21 protein-coding genes are annotated in these 20,117 nt (G+C 45.9%); 10 read left to right on the top strand and 11 right to left on the bottom strand.

What is annotated here, in order from left to right; translation table 11 throughout:
- Positions 1-478: 478 nt before the first annotated feature.
- The 5 genes from rppH (at position 479) to tadA (ending at position 4,635) form a co-directional block, all read left to right on the top strand.
- Positions 479-1,072 carry an RNA pyrophosphohydrolase gene (gene rppH, locus ASUC_RS03780; protein ID WP_012072479.1) on the top strand — a complete coding sequence of 198 codons (594 nt, stop codon included), beginning with the start codon at positions 479-481 and terminating at the stop codon, positions 1,070-1,072.
- Entirely contained in the window at positions 1,069-1,860 is a 792-nt protein-coding gene (locus ASUC_RS03775) for a sulfite exporter TauE/SafE family protein (protein WP_012072478.1), read from the top strand. The genes rppH and ASUC_RS03775 overlap by 4 nt, the downstream gene beginning before the upstream one ends.
- A 23-nt stretch (positions 1,861-1,883) precedes the next feature.
- Positions 1,884-2,699: a prolipoprotein diacylglyceryl transferase gene (lgt, locus tag ASUC_RS03770; protein WP_012072477.1), complete on the top strand. Its 816-nt coding sequence runs from the start codon at positions 1,884-1,886 to the stop codon at positions 2,697-2,699.
- 9 nt (positions 2,700-2,708) lie between these two features.
- Positions 2,709-3,560 (top strand): thymidylate synthase, encoded by an 852-nt coding sequence (locus tag ASUC_RS03765; protein ID WP_012072476.1) that lies wholly within the window; start codon positions 2,709-2,711, stop codon positions 3,558-3,560.
- Between the two features lie 526 nt (positions 3,561-4,086).
- The gene (gene tadA, locus ASUC_RS03755; RefSeq protein ID WP_012072475.1) at positions 4,087-4,635 is read left to right on the top strand and encodes a tRNA adenosine(34) deaminase TadA; all 549 of its coding nucleotides are present in this window, start codon (positions 4,087-4,089) and stop codon (positions 4,633-4,635) included.
- Between the two features lie 47 nt (positions 4,636-4,682).
- Here tadA and rpoD read toward each other — a convergent pair whose 3' ends face one another.
- The 5 genes from rpoD to ASUC_RS03735 all read right to left on the bottom strand — a co-directional run bounded on the left by rpoD (position 4,683) and on the right by ASUC_RS03735 (position 10,916).
- The gene (rpoD, locus tag ASUC_RS03750; RefSeq protein WP_012072474.1) at positions 4,683-6,554 is read right to left on the bottom strand and encodes an RNA polymerase sigma factor RpoD; all 1,872 of its coding nucleotides are present in this window, start codon (positions 6,552-6,554) and stop codon (positions 4,683-4,685) included.
- 81 nt (positions 6,555-6,635) lie between these two features.
- The gene (gene dnaG / locus ASUC_RS03745) at positions 6,636-8,399 is read right to left on the bottom strand and encodes a DNA primase (RefSeq protein WP_012072473.1); all 1,764 of its coding nucleotides are present in this window, start codon (positions 8,397-8,399) and stop codon (positions 6,636-6,638) included.
- 92 nt (positions 8,400-8,491) lie between these two features.
- On the bottom strand, positions 8,492-8,707 hold the full coding sequence (rpsU, locus tag ASUC_RS03740; protein ID WP_005701713.1) for a 30S ribosomal protein S21: 216 nt from the start codon (positions 8,705-8,707) through the stop codon (positions 8,492-8,494).
- Between the two features lie 238 nt (positions 8,708-8,945).
- Positions 8,946-9,188, bottom strand: coding sequence for a hypothetical protein (locus ASUC_RS11390; protein ID WP_342745148.1), 243 nt, complete (start codon positions 9,186-9,188; stop codon positions 8,946-8,948).
- 24 nt (positions 9,189-9,212) lie between these two features.
- Entirely contained in the window at positions 9,213-10,916 is a 1,704-nt protein-coding gene (locus ASUC_RS03735; RefSeq protein WP_342745149.1) for a TonB-dependent receptor domain-containing protein, read from the bottom strand.
- A gap of 211 nt (positions 10,917-11,127) precedes the next feature.
- On the opposite strand from ASUC_RS03735, the gene asd reads away from it, so the two are divergent.
- Together asd and ASUC_RS03725 are read left to right on the top strand one after the other, a co-directional pair.
- Positions 11,128-12,015 carry an archaetidylserine decarboxylase gene (gene asd / locus ASUC_RS03730; RefSeq protein WP_012072472.1) on the top strand — a complete coding sequence of 296 codons (888 nt, stop codon included), beginning with the start codon at positions 11,128-11,130 and terminating at the stop codon, positions 12,013-12,015.
- Between the two features lie 12 nt (positions 12,016-12,027).
- Entirely contained in the window at positions 12,028-12,654 is a 627-nt protein-coding gene (locus tag ASUC_RS03725; RefSeq protein ID WP_012072471.1) for an FKBP-type peptidyl-prolyl cis-trans isomerase, read from the top strand.
- Positions 12,655-12,767: 113 nt separating this feature from the next.
- On the opposite strand, the gene proB is transcribed toward ASUC_RS03725, so the two are convergent.
- Positions 12,768-13,877 carry a glutamate 5-kinase gene (proB, locus tag ASUC_RS03720; protein ID WP_012072470.1) on the bottom strand — a complete coding sequence of 370 codons (1,110 nt, stop codon included), beginning with the start codon at positions 13,875-13,877 and terminating at the stop codon, positions 12,768-12,770.
- A 169-nt stretch (positions 13,878-14,046) separates the two neighbouring features.
- Here proB and ASUC_RS03715 point away from each other — a divergent pair, with 169 nt between their 5' ends.
- Genes ASUC_RS03715 through folA form a run of 3 tightly spaced genes read left to right on the top strand, consistent with a single transcriptional unit; the run spans position 14,047 to position 15,789 of the window.
- Positions 14,047-14,826 (top strand): threonine/serine exporter family protein, encoded by a 780-nt coding sequence (locus ASUC_RS03715; RefSeq protein WP_012072469.1) that lies wholly within the window; start codon positions 14,047-14,049, stop codon positions 14,824-14,826.
- Between the two features lies 1 nt (position 14,827).
- Positions 14,828-15,292: a threonine/serine exporter family protein gene (locus ASUC_RS03710; protein ID WP_012072468.1), complete on the top strand. Its 465-nt coding sequence runs from the start codon at positions 14,828-14,830 to the stop codon at positions 15,290-15,292.
- A gap of 14 nt (positions 15,293-15,306) precedes the next feature.
- Positions 15,307-15,789 carry a type 3 dihydrofolate reductase gene (gene folA, locus ASUC_RS03705; protein WP_012072467.1) on the top strand — a complete coding sequence of 161 codons (483 nt, stop codon included), beginning with the start codon at positions 15,307-15,309 and terminating at the stop codon, positions 15,787-15,789.
- A 64-nt stretch (positions 15,790-15,853) separates the two neighbouring features.
- On the opposite strand, the gene ASUC_RS03700 is transcribed toward folA, so the two are convergent.
- The 5 genes from ASUC_RS03700 to ASUC_RS03680 form a co-directional block, all read right to left on the bottom strand.
- On the bottom strand, positions 15,854-16,942 hold the full coding sequence (locus tag ASUC_RS03700; protein ID WP_012072466.1) for a 5-methyltetrahydropteroyltriglutamate--homocysteine S-methyltransferase: 1,089 nt from the start codon (positions 16,940-16,942) through the stop codon (positions 15,854-15,856).
- Between the two features lie 119 nt (positions 16,943-17,061).
- Complete coding sequence (locus tag ASUC_RS03695) at positions 17,062-18,276, bottom strand: BaiN/RdsA family NAD(P)/FAD-dependent oxidoreductase (protein ID WP_012072465.1); 1,215 nt, start codon at positions 18,274-18,276, stop codon at positions 17,062-17,064.
- A complete protein-coding gene (locus ASUC_RS03690) occupies positions 18,276-19,106 on the bottom strand; it encodes a tetratricopeptide repeat protein (protein ID WP_012072464.1) in 831 nt (276 codons plus the stop codon). Before ASUC_RS03690 ends, ASUC_RS03695 begins: the two co-directional genes overlap by 1 nt.
- Positions 19,106-19,561 (bottom strand): heme lyase NrfEFG subunit NrfF, encoded by a 456-nt coding sequence (gene nrfF / locus ASUC_RS03685; protein ID WP_012072463.1) that lies wholly within the window; start codon positions 19,559-19,561, stop codon positions 19,106-19,108. Before nrfF ends, ASUC_RS03690 begins: the two co-directional genes overlap by 1 nt.
- Entirely contained in the window at positions 19,558-20,085 is a 528-nt protein-coding gene (locus ASUC_RS03680; RefSeq protein ID WP_012072462.1) for a DsbE family thiol:disulfide interchange protein, read from the bottom strand. Before ASUC_RS03680 ends, nrfF begins: the two co-directional genes overlap by 4 nt.
- Between the last annotated feature and the right edge of the window lie 32 nt (positions 20,086-20,117).

The following is a 20,117-nucleotide window of genomic DNA, read 5'->3' as shown; positions in this document are numbered from 1 at the left end:
TCATAAAAAACGGTTATTTTTTAACCTGCGTTTTTCCCTGATAAAAATAAAAATCGCCCGTCTCGTCATACTGAATTTAACTTATTGATTTTTATTCATATTTAAAAACAAATATTTTCGGTTAACGACATTTTACGTCATTCTTTTCGATTTCAACCACAATGTTATCCACAAAAAAACTGAATAACTCGCAAAGACATCATCCTCCCTATAAACCGCACAAAATTTGCTTAAAACATCATCATATCTCCCCATAAAAAGTGCGGTCGATTTTCGCGTTAAATTTAACAGCGAAACTGAGTAACCCTTGTTATATTCTGAATTTATTGCAAGTTGTCATTTTCTGTCATCGGATTTTCCCCAAAGTTATCCACAATTCGAAAGAATGACGGCAGATAAACCGCATACAGTATTGGAGAAATCCGCCTGCTGTGACATAATCCGTACTTATGAATTTTTACAGTTAAGGTGAACGATAGTGATCGACTTCGATGGCTACCGTCCTAATGTTGGCATTGTAATTTGCAACCGCAAAGGGCAAGTGCTTTGGGCAAAAAGGTACGGGCAAAACTCTTGGCAATTTCCGCAAGGCGGCATCAATGAAGGCGAAACGCCCGAACAAGCGATGTTTCGGGAATTATTCGAAGAGGTAGGATTACAAAAAAAAGATGTCAGAGTGCTTTATGCGTCAAAGTTATGGTTGCGTTATAAATTGCCGAAACGGTTGTTACGCCACGACAGCAAACCGATGTGTATCGGGCAAAAACAGCGTTGGTTTCTGTTGCAGTTAGTTTGTCACGAAAAAGAAATCGATATGCACCGCACCAAATCTCCCGAATTCGACGGCTGGCGTTGGGTCAGTTTCTGGTATCCCGTACGTCAGGTGATTTCCTTTAAACGAGACGTATATCGGCGGGCAATGAAAGAATTTGCGCAATTTTTGTTCGATCCGACAAAAAATGATACCGCACTTTTTCAGCATCACGAGACAAAGAAAGCGGAAACCGGCAAAAAGCAGCCGTATTATCACAAATACGCCCCGCAAAATAAGAAAGGAAGAAAACGCAGATGATAACGTTATTTTTAATGTGTCTGCTGGTCGGTTGTCTGGTTGGTTTTCTGGCGGGATTATTCGGTATCGGCGGCGGATTAATTATTGTGCCGGTTCTGGTTTATTTACTGCCGTTGGCGGGCGTGCCGGATTCATTATTGATGACGACGGCGCTGGGTACATCTTTTGCCACTATTATCGTCACCGGGGCGTCGTCCGCTTATAATCACTACAGAATGGGCAATATTCGCTGGTCGTCACTGAAAGTGTTTGCGCCTACCATTATGATCGCCACTTATCTGGCAAGTCTGTTTGTAAGCAATCTGCCACGTGAACTGGCAAGTAAAATATTCGCCGCGTTAGTGGTTTATCTCGCCACAAAAATGATTTTGTCCGTCAAATCAAAAATGGGCGATAAACCGTTAACCGCACAGGCAGCCATTATCGGCGGTTCCGTCATCGGAATTTTATCCAGCGGGGCGGGCATAGGCGGCGGCGGGTTTATCGTGCCCTTTCTAAACAGTCGCGGTTACGAAATGAGACAGGCAATAGGTTCATCCTCATTCTGCGGTATGTTATTGGCGTTGTCCGGTACCCTGAGTTACATTACCAGCGGCTGGAACAATGTCAATATGCCGGACTGGTCGCTGGGCTATGTTTATCTGCCCGCTATGTTAGGCATTGTAGCGACTTCCATGTTTACCACCAAATTCGGTGTGATCACCGCAACCAACCTGCCGGTTGCCAAGCTTAAACGTTATTTTGCCGGTTTCTTACTGTTGATTGCCGTCAAAATGTTTATCGAATAAACGCTATTTATTCCAGGATTTTTATGACAAATTTTATTCATCTCCCTTACATCGATCCGGTTATTTTTTCTATCGGACCTATCAGTCTGCGCTGGTACGGCGTGATGTATTTACTGGGTTTCGCTTTCGCTTATTGGTTGGGCTTACGCCGGGTGAAAAAATCAAACGACGTCTGGAACGAAGACCAATTCGAACAATTGCTTTACAACTGTTTCGCCGGCGTGATTCTGGGCGGGCGTATCGGCGATGTATTTTTCTATAATTTCGATCTCTTTTTACAGGATCCCCTTTATTTGTTCCGGATCTGGGAAGGCGGAATGTCTTTCCACGGCGGCTTAATCGGTGTGATTATCGCCATGATGTTAACTTCTATCCGCCAAAAGCGTAGTTTCTGGCAAACCGCCGATCTGATTGCCCCGCTGATTCCGTTCGGATTAGGATTAGGTCGTCTCGGTAACTTTATTAATAACGAACTTTGGGGACGTCCGGTGGAAAACCCCGATGCCGTACCTTGGGCTATGTTCCCCTACGGTTATCACGGCGACGTACCGTTACACCCGTCCCAACTTTACGAAATGCTGTTGGAAGGCGTATTGCTGTTTATTATTCTTAATCTGTTTATCCGCAAATCCCGCCCTTTGGGTGCGGTTTCCGGTTTGTTTTTAATCGGTTACGGCATTTTCCGGTTCTTAGTGGAATATGTACGCGAAATAGACCACCACGTCAACACGGCAAGCGATCTTATTACGCGCGGACAAATGCTGTCACTACCGATGATCATTATCGGTATCGCCGTCATGGTTTGGGCTTATTCGCGTAAAAGTGCGGTCGAAAAATAAGGAGTTTTTATGCGCCAATATTTGGATTTGTGTCAACGTATTGTGGATGAAGGCGTCTGGCTGGAAAACCAGCGTACGGGCAAACGTTGTCTCACCGTGATCAACGCCGATTTAACCTATAATGCGGCGGCTAACGAATTTCCGATTATCACTACCCGCAAAAGTTATTGGAAAGCGGCCATCGCCGAATTTTTAGGCTACATCCGCGGATATGACAACGCGGCGGATTTCCGCAAACTCGGGGCAAAAACCTGGGACGCCAACGCTAACGAAAACCAAGCCTGGTTAAACAATCCTGTTCGTAAAGGCGTCGACGACATGGGACGCGTATACGGCGTACAAGGACGGGCATGGCGTAAACCTAACGGTGAAACCGTAGATCAACTACGTAAAATCGTGGATGACCTCAGCCGCGGTATTGACGATCGCGGTGAAATTCTCACCTTCTTAAATCCGGGAGAATTCGATCTCGGTTGCTTGCGTCCCTGCATGTACAGCCATACGTTTTCATTACTGGGCGACACGCTTTATTTAACCAGCTATCAACGTTCCTGTGACGTACCGCTCGGTTTGAATTTTAACCAGATTCAGGTTTTCACTTTCCTCGCCTTAATGGCACAGATTACCGGTAAAAAACCGGGTCAAGCGTACCATAAAATCGTCAACGCCCATATTTATGAAGATCAGCTTGACTTAATGCGGGACGTACAACTCAAACGCCGACCGTTCCCGTCGCCGCGCCTGGAAATCAATCCGGATATAAAAACGCTGGAAGACCTGGAGACATGGGTAACCTTGGATGATTTCAATGTAGTGGGATATGAGTGCCACGAGCCGATTAAATATCCGTTTTCAGTATAGGTTTATTTCTTACTTTCTTTGCTTCGCCAAAGGTTCCATACTTTTCTTTGCCTGCACAAAGAAAAGTATGCAAAAGAAAGTGCACCCCGACTTCGGTGCCGTTCTTCGCTTGGCTGAAATTTTCTTGACGGAAAATAAGTAAACTCGCTACGCTCAAACAAACTTATTTTCCTGAAAATTTCAAGTCGCTCAGGCACCTCAGACGGGGCCCCCTTGGAGCGTAATATAAAAGTGCGGTTAAATTTCTGAATGTTTTTTATAATTCGTTGAAAAGACTATAATTTTAATGCGTCGGTACTTTCCCCTTTTTGCCGCCTGAAAACGGTTAAATTGGTAGAAAATCTTGTTTGTCTGAGCGCAGCGAGTTTACAAGATTTTCGTGAAGCAAATTTAAGTATTTTCAGGAAACAAGGCAAAACGGGGTCGTCTTTCTTTGCTTACTTTCTTTGGCGAAGCAAAGAAAGTAAGAAGATAAGAAAGTAAGAAAATAAGAAAACCAGTTAGTAAGCGATTAAAATAAAAAACAATGAACACATCAATACCCCAAAATCAAACCACACTCGATGAATTCTTCATGAATCATGCCCTCGCGCTTGCCGATAAAGCACGAATGCTGGGTGAAATTCCCGTCGGAGCGGTGTTGGTGGATGAACATAATCAAATTATCGGCGAAGGCTGGAATTTGTCGATTATTCACAGTGATCCGACGGCCCATGCGGAGATTGTTGCGTTGCGCCGGGGAGCGCAAAAAATTCAGAATTATCGGTTATTGAATTGCACGCTTTACGTCACATTGGAACCTTGTACCATGTGTGCCGGTGCGATTCTACACAGTCGAATAAAACGGCTGGTATTCGGTGCGGCGGATGAGAAAACCGGAGCGGTCGGTTCCCGTTTCCATTTTTTTGAAGATTATAAAATGAACCATGTCATTGAAGTCACCGGCGGAGTATTGGCGGAAAAGTGCGGTCAAAAATTGAGCGATTTTTTCAAAATGCGACGACAACAGCAAAAAATGAAGAAATCGGCTCGCCAAGCAACGCTAAAAACCACCGAAGAAAATGAAGAAAAATAAAAAAATCCGCCTGCATGAGGCGGATCTTCCATAAAAGGTAGAAAACGCTACTCGTCTAAGAAACTGCGTAAAGTTTCCGAGCGACTCGGATGACGCAATTTACGCAGTGCTTTCGCTTCAATCTGACGAATACGTTCACGCGTCACATCGAACTGTTTACCCACTTCTTCCAGCGTATGATCCGTATTCATATCAATCCCGAAACGCATCCGTAACACTTTCGCTTCACGCGGTGTTAAACCTTCCAGCACTTCATGAGTTGCCACTTTCAGACTTTGAGCCGTTGCGCTGTCTAACGGCAGTTCTAGCGTACTGTCTTCAATGAAGTCGCCTAAATGGGAATCATCGTCATCGCCAATCGGCGTTTCCATCGAAATCGGTTCTTTAGCAATTTTCAGCACTTTGCGGATTTTATCTTCCGGCATGCCCATGCGTTCCGCCAATTCTTCCGGAGTCGCTTCACGCCCCATTTCCTGTAAACATTGACGGGAAATCCGGTTTAACTTATTAATGGTTTCAATCATATGAACAGGAATACGTATGGTACGCGCCTGATCGGCAATGGAACGGGTAATCGCCTGACGAATCCACCATGTGGCATAAGTCGAAAATTTATAACCGCGACGATACTCAAATTTATCTACCGCTTTCATTAAACCGATGTTACCTTCCTGAATTAAATCCAAGAACTGCAGACCACGGTTGGTATATTTTTTCGCAATGGAGATAACTAAACGCAGGTTCGCTTCCACCATTTCTTTTTTGGCGCGACGAGCCTTTAATTCGCCTTGAGAAATACGATCGCCGATATTCCGAATTTGTTCGATAGTTAAATGGGCTTCCTGTTCCAGGTTCTGTAATCTGGCAATGGATGCGCGAATATTATCCGCATATTTTGCCAATTTCTCCGCATAAGGTTTTTTACCGCCCAATAACTTGGTTAACCATGCGTCATTGGTTTCCTTGCCGGTAGAAAAAACTTTAACGAATTCGTCTTTCGGCATTCTGGCGTAATCGACCGCCCAACGCTGAATTTGGCGCTCTTCGGCGCGAATACGCTTCATCATCTTGCGCATCGGAATCACTAATACGTCAAATTGACGCGGCACCAAACGGAATTGGGTAAAAATCTCGGACAACGCTTTCATTTGCTCGCGCGCTTTCGCACTGCCGCGACCGTGTTTGGCAATCGTCGCGATAGTTTTGTCATGTTGATCTCTTAACGCATAGAATTTTTCACGAGCGACTTCCGGATCGATAGAATTGTCATTGTCGTCGGAGGAGCTGCTGTTATCGTTGTTATCTTCTTCATCTTCGTTTTCATCATCCAAATCCGCATCCACCTCGACATCCGCATCTTCGTCATCCGCTAAATCGTCACTGAATTCATCCGCGCTTTCTTCTACCGTCGGATCCACAAAACCGGTAATCAAATCCGCCAAACGAATACCACCTTCTTCCACTTGTGCATATTGATCGAGCAAATAAGTGATACCTTCCGGATATTCCGCAATGGCACTTTGCACTTCGTTGATCCCGTCCTCGATACGTTTGGCGATACCGATTTCCCCTTCCCGGTCAAGCAATTCCACACTGCCCATTTCGCGCATATACATACGCACCGGATCCGTGGTGCGACCAAGTTCGGATTCTACGCTGGAAAGCACCTGCGTAGCCTCTTCCACCGCATCTTCATCGGTATCGGTAATATTTTCGTTTAACAAAAGATCATCGGCATCCGGTGCGGTTTCCAACACTTGAATACCCATATCATTAATCATTTGAATAATGTCTTCGATTTGATCGGTATCCACCAAATCTTCAGGGAGGTGATCATTCACTTCCGCAAAGGTTAAATACCCCTGCTCTTTCCCTTGAGCGATTAACAATTTCAATTGAGATTGTGGATTGTGCTCCATAGTGATCCGCCTTTGATTAATTTGCTGTTCTTATAAAGAAATAAATTTTAACATTGTTATGACAGTTTACCTAGAACTGTTTTACTCCGGATTTCGGCTTAATAATTGTGCAAGTTCTTGTTTTTCATCCAAATCCAGGCCTAATTGACGATCTTTGGCGATCAAATCCTCAATGCGTTGCGATTGCAGTTGATTGGCGAAAAACGCAAGCGTATCGATAAATGTCACGGTAATATTGTCACTTTCAATTAAATGATCCCATACCGACAGGATTTCAAGGGGCTTGGCGTAATTTGTACCACGAAAATATTCCAGAATCTGCCCCATAGTAATACCGACGTTCTCACGGCAAAGTGCGGTCAGATTTTCCAACAAATCCAAACCGTTTACATCCGTTTTCAGTTCTTTAAAGGCATCCAGCGTATAAGGCAGTTGCGCCAATTCGGGATTTTGCAGTAACAACGCAATCAAAACCCGCATCGGCGTACGTTTCATTTCCGGTATTTTTTGGACCGCACTTTTTTCCGGTTGTCCGCCTTTAGCGAACAATTTTTCGATCTGAACCGGATCGAGAATACCGAGTTTCAACGCCAGCGTATTCTGCAAATACACCCGTAACATGTCGCCCGCCACACGATTAATCAACGGCACAGCCAAGGCGGCTAATTTGCTTTTACCTTCTTTGGTGGAAAGATCCACTTGCTGCAACAAATGATCAAACAGAAAATCATGCAGGGTTTGCGCTTTTTGAATATAGGATTCAAACCCCGCTTTACCGTATTGACGGATATAAGTATCGGGATCTTCTTTTTCCGGTAGAAAAATGAATTTTAACTGACGACCGTCCTCTAAATAAGGCAGCGCATTTTCCAATGCGCGCCAGGCGGCGGCACGTCCGGCACGGTCACCGTCATAACAACAAATCACCTGTTCCGTCGCTCTGAACACCAATTGGATTTGTTCGGGTGTCGTCGCCGTACCCAGCGACGCCACGGCATAATCCACACCGAATTGGGCAAGCGCCGCCACATCCATATAGCCTTCGACCACCACCAGCATTTCCGGCGATTCGTTCGCCTGCAACGCTTCGTATAACCCGTAAAGTTCGCGTCCTTTATGGTACGTCACGGTTTCCGGCGAATTCAGATATTTCGGCGTCCCGTCGCCCATTACGCGCCCGCCGAAAGCGATAACCCGTCCTCGGCGATCCCGGATCGGAAACATAATACGGTGACGAAACGCATCATAAAGCGCACCGCGTTCGTTGCGTTTCAGCATACCCAAAGCGAACAAACGTTCTTGTTCTTCTTTAGTCTTGCCGAAATTGCGCAAAACAAAATCGAAACTGTCCGGAACATAACCGATACCGAATTTTTTAACCACATCTTCGGACAAACCGCGTTGCTGCAAATAGGCTTGGGCGGGAATGGAGGCGGTAAGCTGATTTTGATACTGCTCGGCAATGTTCTGCATTAATTCATATAAATCGCGCTTAGTTTTAAAACTGACGGATGTTTTTGAATTTTTACGCTCGGCATACTGTTCCCGCGGAACATCCAGCCCCAGCATTCCGGCTAATTCCTCAACCGCTTCCACAAACTCCAGTTTATCGTATTCCATTAAAAAATTCAGCGCATTACCGTGAGCGCCGCATCCGAAACAATGATAAAACTGTTTGTTTTTACTGACGGTAAAAGAAGGCGTTTTTTCATGATGAAAAGGGCAGCACGCCTGATAATTATTAGTGCCCGCTTTTTTCAGTTTAACGCGGGAACCCACCACATCCACAATATCCGCTTGAGCGACAATATCATTGATGAAATCGCGTGGAATATGTCCTGCCATGGTAAATTCTCCTGCGTCTAAAGCAACAAAACCGCGATCCCACTGGCATCACGGTTTGTTGAACTCGGGTTTTAATTCGTTTACGTGACGAATTAGTATAAACGTGTGTTACGTGCGTTTTCGCGAGCTACACGTTTCGCATGACGTTTTGCACGAGTTGCGTTTTCACGTTTACGAATCGTTGTCGGTTTTTCATAGAATTCGCGAGCGCGAACTTCTGCTAAAATACCCGCTTTTTCGCAAGAGCGTTTAAAACGACGTAATGCAACGTCAAATGATTCGTTTTCACGTACTTTAATTACTGGCATATGCCATCACCTCTAGTAAAAAATTTGATAATAAGTTTAGTTAATTTTGCAAAATTACTGAGCAACTTACTCAATAAGGGTCGTAATTTTACTCCACCTGTCCTATAAAAGTAAAGTTTAAATTCGGATGTTTGCGTGAACTTTCGGCTAATAGGATAAATATAGCACAAAAGTGCGGTTCAAAAAACGAAAGTTTTTCAAAAACAAAGGCGGATTCACCATCCGCCTTGCCGTTTAATTAAAATTTGTAGGAAACGCTGAGTTTGTAGTTGCGACCCGGGTCGTAATCAACGGAATCATAATACTGAGTACTGTGATCTTTGTAAGCTTTATCAAAGATATTATCAATACCTGCGGTTAATTCTAAGCCTTTAATTTGTTTTGGCGACCAAGAAACATACATATTACTGACCGCATAACTTTCTTTAAGCGTAGAATCATCCATATCAATCGCACGCACATACATCGTATTCCAGCCCAATTCAACCTGCGCCGACGGAATATATTAACTTAAAGTGAAGTTATAGCGATCACCGGTATCGGAAAAAGCGGCTAAACCGGTAGATTTTTGTTCGCTTCTGGCGCGGGCATAACTAACGGAAAACGCCGTGTTGTCATAACGGTATTTGGCTGACGCTTCCACCCCTTTGACGTCGACTTCGCCCAGGCTACAGTAAATACTGCCGCTGCTTACCGCATTGGTATTTACACAACGATTAGCTCTAACGGTTTGGTTGATATTTTCATAATCGGTTTTGAAATATTTGGCGGTGAAGGAAAAACCGTCGACATCGGAAAACAGACCGTCTTTGGCATAGCTGAAACCGACTTCTTTATTATCGCCGCGTGCCGCTTCTAAATTACCGTCATAAGCACGGGTTCCGCGTAAATAGATCTCACCGGCATCCGGACCTTTGAACAATTCGGTATAGTTGGCGAATACCATCAAGTTATCCGTTAAGCTGTATTTCAACCCCAAGGCTTTTGAAAAACGATGGTAGGATTTATCGAAATCGCTGGCTAAATCCGCTTTATGGTGATCAAAACGAACGCCGGGAATAATCATCAGATTGCCTAGCGCGATCTTATCTTCAACATAAACCGAAGTGCTGTCCATATTTGCCACGTAGGCGTTATTCGCCGCACCTAATGCCTGTGCTTTAGTATTGTAATATTCGCCGCCGACTAATAGTTGATGGTTTGTTACGCCCAAATCGAATTCGGACGTATTGGAAAGCGTACCGCCGACCGTACGGACTTTAGACTTCGGCGAACCCATTGAAGCCGCTTCGGTTTCCGTATTATAGGCGTTCGCCTTGATATTAACCCACTTGTTGTTTTCCGGATTAAAACCGTAAGAAAGAGTATAGGTTTTACGGGTCAGTTCGGTGTAAGCTTTGCCATGGCTCGCCTCATTATACCCCTCCTCGCCCGGTTGCGGCACATCGCCCAGACACATCCCCATATTGGCACGATAACAGCTTAATGCCGTGTTGGTATAACGTTCGGCGGAAGCTTTAATCCATTGCTCGTTGCTGATATTGTACTTGGCTTTGAATAAATAGTTGGATAAATGACCTTTATTTTTGTTCTTCAGGCCGTTACCGTCTTCCCCGTCACGCTGGTGACGATAGTTGAAATAGCCCAATAAATCCAGATTACCGCTACGTCCGTACAGCATGGCAGTGCCTTGGTTGGAATCACCGTTCGAACCGTAACCGTATTTTACTTTACCACCGAAATTTTCACCTTCTTCCAACATATCTGCGGCATCAACGGTTTCGAATTTAATCGAACCGCCGAGAGAACCGGCACCGGTGGAAACGGAGTTCGAACCGACATCAACCTCGACCCGTTTTAAAATCTCAGGATCAATCCCGTAGTTACCGTTATGATGGAACGAATAACCGTTTTGACGGGCTCCGTCGATAGTAATATTAAGATATTCTTCGCTGACGCCGCGAATATTATAACGCTCGACCGCGGAACGCGCACCGTTAACGTTTACACCGGGAACACCGCGGATAACATCGGACATTTTAGTCGCCTGGCGAACTTTCGTAACCCCTTTGGCAGCGATATTTTCCGCCTGCGGAGAAAAGTTGTCACTCACCACATCGATAGTATCCAATTGCTCCGACGCGGCCGCCTGCACGGACATCGCCACAAACGCCGCCACAGGCAGCAATGCAAAATGTGTCTTTTTCATACTGTTTCCTCGGTTAACTTTTAAACAAAATAAAACGATAATAATTATTATTTATAATCTCATTTGAAGTCAAGAAAAATTTAACCGCACTTTTCTTGTGGGAAAAGGCAGGCAATCGGTTACGCCGAATCATTTCCCCCGACAACAGGCGACATTCCCGCCGGATATTGTTATAATCCCGCATTATTTTCGTGCAAAAGGGGGAAAGCCCATGAATTTATTAGATAAAACCTTGGATTTAAGTTATTGGAAACGCCTGAAAATCGCCTTCCAATATGTGATGCCGCAAAAATATCTCACTCAATTCGCCGGCTGGTTTGCCGAACGAAAATGGGGCGCCGTCACCCACTTCGCCATTAAAATGTTTGCTAAAAAATACGACGTCGATATGAGCGAAGCGGCAAAAGAAGACTTCAGCGATTATGCTTCCTTTAACGAATTTTTTATCCGTAAGTTAAAAGACGATGCCCGTAAAATCGATGAAAATCCCACCGCACTTTGCCAACCGGCGGACGGCAAAATCAGCCAGCGCGGACATATTTTCGACGAAACCCTGTTGCAAGCCAAAGGACACAGTTTCAGCCTGCGCGATTTATTGGCGGACGACGAAGAATTAACGGAAACCTTTAAAAACGGTGAGTTCGTCACCACCTATTTATCACCGCGCGATTATCACCGCGTTCACATGCCGTGCGACGCCACATTACGCAAAATGATTTATGTACCGGGCGATTTATTTTCGGTAAACCCGTTTTTAAACGAACATATACCGAATTTACTCGCCCGTAACGAGCGCGTTATCTGCGTGTTCGATACGGAATTCGGCAAAATGGTGCAAATTCTGGTGGGCGCGACCATCACCGCCAGCATCAGCACCATTTGGGCGGGAACGGTTAACCCGCCGCGCTTAACTCATGTAAAAAGCTGGAATTACGACGGCGAGCAAGCGGTAACATTGACGAAAGGCCAGGAAATGGGCGCATTCCGGTTAGGTTCTACCGTGATCAATTTATTTCAGCAAGACCGCGTGAAATTAGCGGAAAATTTAGAGGTCGACAGCGTAACGCGAGTCGGCGAAGTATTGGCTTTTAAAAACTAAGAAGGAAAAACAATGTCGATTTTTGATTCGGTAAAATTAGAGAGTGTCGCTGAGAAAGGCGGTTACGGCGTAGGTTTACAAATCGGTCAGCAGCTTGCGGACAGCGGTTTAGGCGTGTCCGCCGAAGCCGTCGCCAAAGGGATTTATGACGTGTTGAATCAGAATCCGCCGGCAGTGGATTTGAATGACGTCACCGCAGCATTACAGCAATTACAACAAGCGGCGCAGGAAGCGGCTCAGGCACAATTCAAGAAAATCGAAGAAGAGGGTCGCGCATTTTTAGTGGAAAACGCCAAAAAAGCCGGCGTCAGCGTTACCGAAAGCGGCTTGCAATATGAAATCATCACGGAAGGCAGCGGCGCCAAACCAAGCCGACAGGATAGCGTTCGCGTACATTACACCGGTACGTTAACCGACGGTACCGCTTTCGACAGTTCCGTCGCACGCGGCACACCGGCTGAATTTCCGGTCAGCGGCGTGATAGCCGGTTGGACCGAAGCGTTACAATTAATGCCGGTGGGCTCAAAATGGCGTTTGACTATTCCTCACAATCTGGCTTACGGCGAACGCGGCGCCGGCGCGTCCATTCCGCCGTTCAGCGTATTAGTGTTTGAAGTGGAGTTATTGGATATCCTTTAATGTCAACAAGTTAATTAAAAAGTGCGGTCAAAAATTCTTTCGTTTTTAATGACCGCACTTTTATTTTTTATTGCCCTAATGATTTCCCAAACAATTGTTTGTCCCGATTGCCGTTATTTTTTTACAATCATATCATCACGATGAACCGCCACCGCGCCGTATTCATAACCTAAAATTTCTTCAATCTCGCAGGATTTTTTACCTTTAATCAGCGCCAGCGCATCGCTGTTATAACGCGGCATGCCGAGTGCAATGTCCTTGCCGCCGACAGTACGGATTTTCACCACTTCACCGCGGGAAAAACGCCCTTCGACATGTACGATTCCCGCCGGCAACAAGGATTTGTGCCGGCTTAATACGGCTTTTTCCGCCCCCTCATCAATGATCACCACCCCCGCCGACGGTGCGGCGAATAACCATTGTTTCCGGCTTTCCAGATGTTCCGGCGCCACAGTGAATTTGGTGCCGATAGATTTTCCGTGCGCTAAATCCGTAATCACATCCGGACGGTTGCCGGGCGCAATAACGGTTTCAATGCCGGAACGGGTGGCGACATCCGCCGCACTGATTTTAGTGGACATTCCGCCGGTGCCGAGCGTTGTACCGCTGCCGCCCGCAATAGCGCGAATGTGATCGGTAATTTCATTCACCACGGTAATCAATTTCGCCTCGGGATTGTTACGCGGATCGCTGTCGAACAGTCCTTGTTGATCGGTCAACAGATAAAGCTGATCCGCCTGCACCAAAATTGCCGCCAATGCGGATAAATTATCGTTATCGCCTACTTTGATTTCTGCCGTCGCCACCGCATCGTTTTCATTTATTACGGGAATAATGCCGTTATCCAGCAACGCCTGTAAAGTGTCGCGCGCATTCAGAAAACGTTCCCGATCTTCAATATCCGCACGGCTCAGCAGAATTTGTCCGATATGAAGATCGTAAATGGCGAAAAGTTGTTCCCAGGTTTGAATCAACTGACTTTGTCCGACGGCGGCAAGTAACTGTTTTGAGGCGATAGTCGGCGGCAGTTGCGGATGATTCAGATAATCCCGCCCCGCCGCAACCGCTCCGGAGGTGACGATTACGATGCGAAACCCCGCCTGATGTAAACGGGTGATCTGCTGCACGATGGAAATCATGTGCGGGCGATTCAATTTTTTAGAGCCCTGAGTTAAGGTGCTCGTGCCGAATTTAACAACAATAGTTTTGCGATTCTGCGCCATAAACGTTGGTCCAGGAAGAAAAAATAAGCGTTAAAGTAGCATTAAACCGGACAAAAATCACGCAAAATCTGACCGCACTTTGCCGATGTTCTATGTTTCTGCAATATCCGTTTTCATCCGTTCGAAGATAAGCATATAATGCGCCTGATTAAATTTTTTACGGAGAACAATGATGACGGGAATTTCGCCCAAACAACAGGAAATTACGCGCTTGTGCGTACAAGCCGCCGCCATGCAGTTGCAGCACGGGCTGGAAAGTGCGCAAGTGGTGCAAATGACGATGCGCCTCGGTTCGGCATTGGGCGTGGACAGCGTAGAATGCGCGTTAACGCCTAATGCGGTAATCATCACTACCCTGCTGAACGGACATTGTCTGACCACCACCAGACGGGTGCTGGACAAAGGCTTGAATATGCAGGTGATTACGGAAGTACAGCGCATTATTATTACTGCCGAACATAAAATCTATAATATCAATATGGTGAAAGAAAAACTGAACCAAATCAAACCGTTACATTATAATCGATGGATAGTGGTGTTTATGATCGGTTTATCCTGCGCCTGTTTCGCTCACTTGGCGGGCGGCGATCGGACGATTTTTGCCATCACCTTTGCGGCTTCGGCATTGGGTATGTTTGTCCGCCAGGAATTCAGCAAACGGCATTTTAATCCGTTAATCGTATTTGCCGTCACGGCTTTTGTCGCTTCGTTGATTTCGGGACTGGCGCTCAAATTCGACCTTGGTAATAATCCGCAAATCGCCTTGGCTTCCAGCGTATTATTGTTGGTCCCCGGCTTTCCGTTAGTGAACTCTATCGCCGATATTCTGAAAGGGCACATCAGCATGGGGCTGGCACGCTGGTCGCTGGCTACGGTGCTGACGTTCGGCGCCTGCATGGGTATTGTACTCGCCTTAAACGTACTTAATATTTCGCAATGGGGAAACTGACATGGATCTGATTTTACATTTACTGGACGACATGATTTTCGCGGCGATTCCCGCCGTGGGTTTCGCACTGATATTTAACGTTCCGCCTAAGGCGTTAATTTACTGCGCATTGTTAGGCGCGCTCGGTCACGGTTTTCGAACATTATTGCTGTATTTTAACGTTCAATTGGTGCTGGCGACCTTTCTCGCCGCCGGCTTAATCGGTTTTATCGGCGTACAGATTTCACAACGTTATTTGGCACACCCGAAAGTTTTCACCGTTGCCGCCATTATTCCCATGATTCCGGGTATTTACGCCTACAAAGCGATGATTGCCATTGTGCAAATCAATTCTTACGGTTCCTCGCCGGAGCTGTTTCAGCAAATGACGGACAACTTTGTGAAAACCGGTTTCCTGCTCGGTGCGTTAGTATTTGGACTTGCCTTGCCTCGTCTGTTATTCTATCGTCAAAAACCGGTCGTCTAATTTGAAGGAAAATTATGTTATTCAGTCTTATCGTCGCCGCCACAAAAAATCAGGTAATTGGGAAAGACAACCAAATGCCTTGGCACTTGCCCGCCGATCTCGCCTGGTTTCGCCGAAATACCACCGGCAAACCGGTAATTATGGGGCGCAAAACCTTTGAAAGCATCGGACGTCCGTTACCGAAACGGATGAATATTGTGTTGTCACGCCGTCCTTTTGAACATGAAGGCGTCATTTGGAAAGACAGTCTGGAAAGTGCGGTTGATTTTGTGCAAGATTTTGATGAAATTATGCTGATCGGCGGCGGGGAACTGTTCAAACAATATTTGCCGAAAGCGGATAAGCTCTATCTGACGCAAATCCAAGCGGAAATCGAAGGCGATACCTTTTTCCCCGAGTTAAACTGGAACGAATGGGAAATCGAACATGAAGAACGACACTCGGCGGATGAAAATAACGCCTACGATCTGCGCTTTTTGATTTTACGCCGTAAATAAACCGACAAATACGCAATTTTAAAGCAAAGACCGGATTCGGCGCTTTGCTTATTGCCGTCCCGGATTAATCTTCGCCCCAAATTTCTTCGGCGATTTCTTCCACAAAACGGACTTTCGCCCATTGCTGTTCTTCCGTCAGAATGTTGCCTTCTTCGGTTGAAGCGAAACCGCATTGCGGACTTAAACAAAGCCGTTCCAACGGTACATATTGCGCCGCTTCGCGAATACGCGATTTAATAAATTCCTTGTCTTCCAGTTCCGGGAGTTTGGACGTGACCAAACCAAGCACTACCCGTCCTTTATTGCCCGCAAAATATTTCAACGGTTCAAACCCGCCGGAACGCTCATCGTCGTATTCCAGAAAATAACCGTCGTAATCGGTTTGCGCAAACAATGCATCGGCAATAGGATCGTAAGCACCGGTTAACAGGTAAGAAGATTTATAGTTGCCGCGGCAAACATGAGTGGTAATGGTCATATCCGCCGGTTTCACCGATAAAATCGTCTGAATATTTTCCAGTGCCTGCGCTTTATCCGCCGCAAATGAGGGTAAATCTTTGTTATTACACAAGGTTCCCCAGTACACGTCGTCAATCTGTAAATAACGACAGCCGGCCGCATAAAAGGCTTTAATCGCATCCTGATAAGCCTTTTGTACATCTTTCATCATGGCGGCCTTATTCGGATACACCGACGTATTCAATTGATAGTCATACATTAACTGATTCGGACTCGGAATGGTAAATTTAACAATGCCGCGACCGTTCACAATTTTCTGCAGCGAATTGAAATGCGCCAGAAAAGGATGATGGTCATTCCAGGATATTTTACCGGCACAACGGATATTATACGGTCGTACACTGACACTGCGGAAATTATAAGCTTCCTCCGGCACATATCCTTCTATACCGTTTAAATTTTCCAGAAAATCGATATGCCACCAAGAACGGCGGTATTCGCCGTCGGTAATCACCTGAATACCTGCATCCAACTGAGCCTGAACCAGTTTTTCGATTTCCCTATCCTCAATTGCGGTCAATTCCGCCTGTGAAATTTTGCCCGCGGCGAATTGAATTCGTGCCGCTTTTAACGGTGCCGAACGTAAATAAGAACCGACGGTATCCGCATGCAACGGTAAAGTTTTAATTGTCATTATTAAATTCCTTAATATTGATTTTTATTCCAAGCGATATCACTATAAGCAAAAGACTGCGCGAAAACAAGCTAAAACACGGTCTCGACGCAGTCTTTTTATTGATGATGAACATGAATTCAATTCATATTAATACTTTGCGCACAGGCATAAGCGGAACTCCACGCCCACTGAAAGTTATAACCGCCGAGCCAACCGGTGACATCCAGGACTTCGCCGATAAAATACAGGCCTTTCACTTTCAGGCTTTCCATTGTCTTAGAAGAAACTTCACGGGTATCGACGCCGCCCAGGGTAACTTCCGCCGTGCGATAACCTTCCGTACCGTTCGGTTGAAAATGCCAGTGATGAATCAAATCCGCCAGATTTTCCGACCGCACTTTGCTTATATTCGCCACCGTTTCGTCTTTTACCAGCCCCTGTTCCAACCAAATTTCCACCAGTTTTTTCGGCAACACGCGATTTAACAGCGTTTTCAGTTGAATTTTCGGCGAATCGGCTTTAGCCCGCCGCAATAAATCATGAATATCCGCCGCCGGCAGCAAATCGATGGTCAATGATTCGTTCGGCTGCCAATAATTGGAAATCTGCAGTACCGCCGGTCCAGAAATACCGCGGTGCGTGAACAATAACCGGTTAGCGAAACGTTGACCGTTTCGTGCGGTAACCGCCACCGGCAGTGAAATACCCGAAAGTGCGGTCAAAAATTTATCCGGTTCGCGATAAGTAAACGGCACCAAACCGGCGCGCGGCGGCAATACCCTCATGCCGAACTGTTCCGCCAGCCGATAACCAAAAGGCGATGCACCCAGTCCCGGCATAGACAGACCGCCGCTGGCAACGACTAAATTGTCGCATCGCCACAATTGTCCGTTGGCACGAATGATAAACCCCGAATGTTTAACCGAACCCGATTCGCCTTCACTTGCTTCCACGGATTCAATTTGCTGACGCAATGCAATATACACACCGCTTTGTGCGCATTGACGCGTCAGCATTTCTACAATATCTTCCGCGCCGTTATCGCAAAACAGCTGGCCGCTCTCCTTTTCGTGATAAGCGATGCCCGCATCAGCCACCATGGCAATAAAATCCCATTGACTGAATCGCGCCAAGGCGGATTTTACAAAATGCGGATTATGGGAAAGGTAATGCTGCGGCGTGACATCCAGATTAGTAAAATTACAGAAGCCGCCGCCGGACATCAGAATCTTGCGTCCGATTTTTTTACCGTTGTCCAGCACTGCTACGGTTTTGCCCCGTTTGCCGATTTGTGCCGCACAAAATAAGCCGGACGCGCCGGCTCCGATAATTATCGTATTGAAATATTTCATTATTTTTTTGCTTTCTGTAGCTGTGCCGCCATCTGCATGGTTTCGATAATTTTGCGGCGATCCACATCCTGTCGTCCGCTGTCCAGTAATTGTTGCCAATAACCGATTGCCTGTTCATAATCGGTTTTCAGAAAAGCCTCCGACGCCAACAACGACAAACTGGCCGTTTCATACTTATCTTGCCGTAACGCCGCATCGATTAACTGTCGCACTTTCGGCGTAATTTTTTGTCCCGCCTGATAATAAAGTGCGGTCGCCGCCAAACCCAATATTTCGGGCTTACTGCCGCGCAATCGTTCCGCATTGCCGTAGGCCGCCAGAGCATGGTCGAATTCGTTGTTCAGCACGTAAGCCTGCCCTAATTCCATCCAGGCATCCGCATCATTGGGATCCTTGCGCAATTTATTTTGCACGAAAGTAACATAATCCGTATTTCTTTCCGCCGCAGTAGCGGTTTGCAGTTGTTTTTGCTTATCCGCAAACGCTTGTTCCCCTTGTTTTACATAATCAAAACGGTTCAGAGAAAAATAATAAGCAAGCGGAACGCCAATTAATATCAGCCATAAAAAAGCGGAAAAAATCGAGCTGTTTTTGACCGCACTTTTTGTCTTCGGCGGCGCGCTTTCCTGCAATGCCTGTTCATCGGTAAGCAAACGCTGACTTAATTCATCCGCCAGTTCGGCGGAAGGACAATGCGCTATTTGTGTCTGATACAGTTCGATATTCTTCTGCTGACGATAGTTTTTCTGCCAGTTGGTTTTTGCCGTGAAAGGTACAAAAACCAACATAGCGAGCAAAGCGAAAATAAAAATGCCTACGGGTAATATCATTATTTTTTCTCTAGTAAATCCGTCAACGTCCGTTTTTGTTCGGGCGAAAGCGCGGTGGATTTCGGCGGTATGTTCGCCCGCTGCCGGGAATAACGCCATAATGCGTACAATGCCGTTAACAAGAGCAGTACCGGCAATCCCCACAATAACGCCGTCGTCCGTTGAAAAGGCGGTTTATACAGCACGAAATTGCCGAAACGCGATGTCATGACATCCACAATTTGTTCGTTACTTTTACCTTCATCAATCATTTTATACACTTCAAGGCGCAAATCATAAGCGATAGGCGAATTGGATTCCACCAAGTTTTGATTCTGACATTGCGGACAGCGCAAAGATTTTGCCAATGCCACCGCGCGGTTGCGATCCTCAACGGATTTGAACCGATAGGTATCCACTATTTCGGCTCGGACGGCGCTTACCATAAAAATTAACAAATAAAACAAAATTCTCATTTCAATGTTTCCAATTCAGGCAACAATACTTTTTCAATAATCTTGCGATCAAGCGCACCAGATTGGCGGTAACGAATCACGCCGTATTTGTCCACCACATAGGTTTCCGGCGCACCGTCCACTCCCAGTTGCATCGCCAGTTTGCCGCGACTGTCATCAATATTAAACAGAAACGGATTGCCCGAATGTTGCAAATATTCCAGCGCATTCTGTCGTTTATCGCGGTAATTCAGTCCCACAATTTGTACGCCTTGCTTTGCCAGTTCCAGCAATAACGCATGTTCCTGTTTACAATAATAACACCAGCTCCCCCAAATATTGATTAAATGCGCCGTTTTCGGCAGACTTTTATTGCTGACGATTTGTTCGGGATGCTGTAAATCCGCCTGAAAAAATTCCGGTACGGGTTTATCAATCAGTGCCGAAGCGATTTTTTTCGGATCCTGCCGTAAACCGACGAATAACAAGGCGCAAATGGTTAAAATCACGACCAAAGGCAAAAATAAAATAATTTTTTTCTTCATAATTCACATTTTTTCGAAAAAAGGGTTACTCC

Source organism: Actinobacillus succinogenes 130Z, from assembly GCF_000017245.1.
GTDB lineage: Bacteria > Pseudomonadota > Gammaproteobacteria > Enterobacterales > Pasteurellaceae > Exercitatus > Exercitatus succinogenes.
The sequence above is the reverse complement of the archived record's forward strand: the minus strand, read 5'-3'. Positions and strand labels throughout refer to the sequence as shown.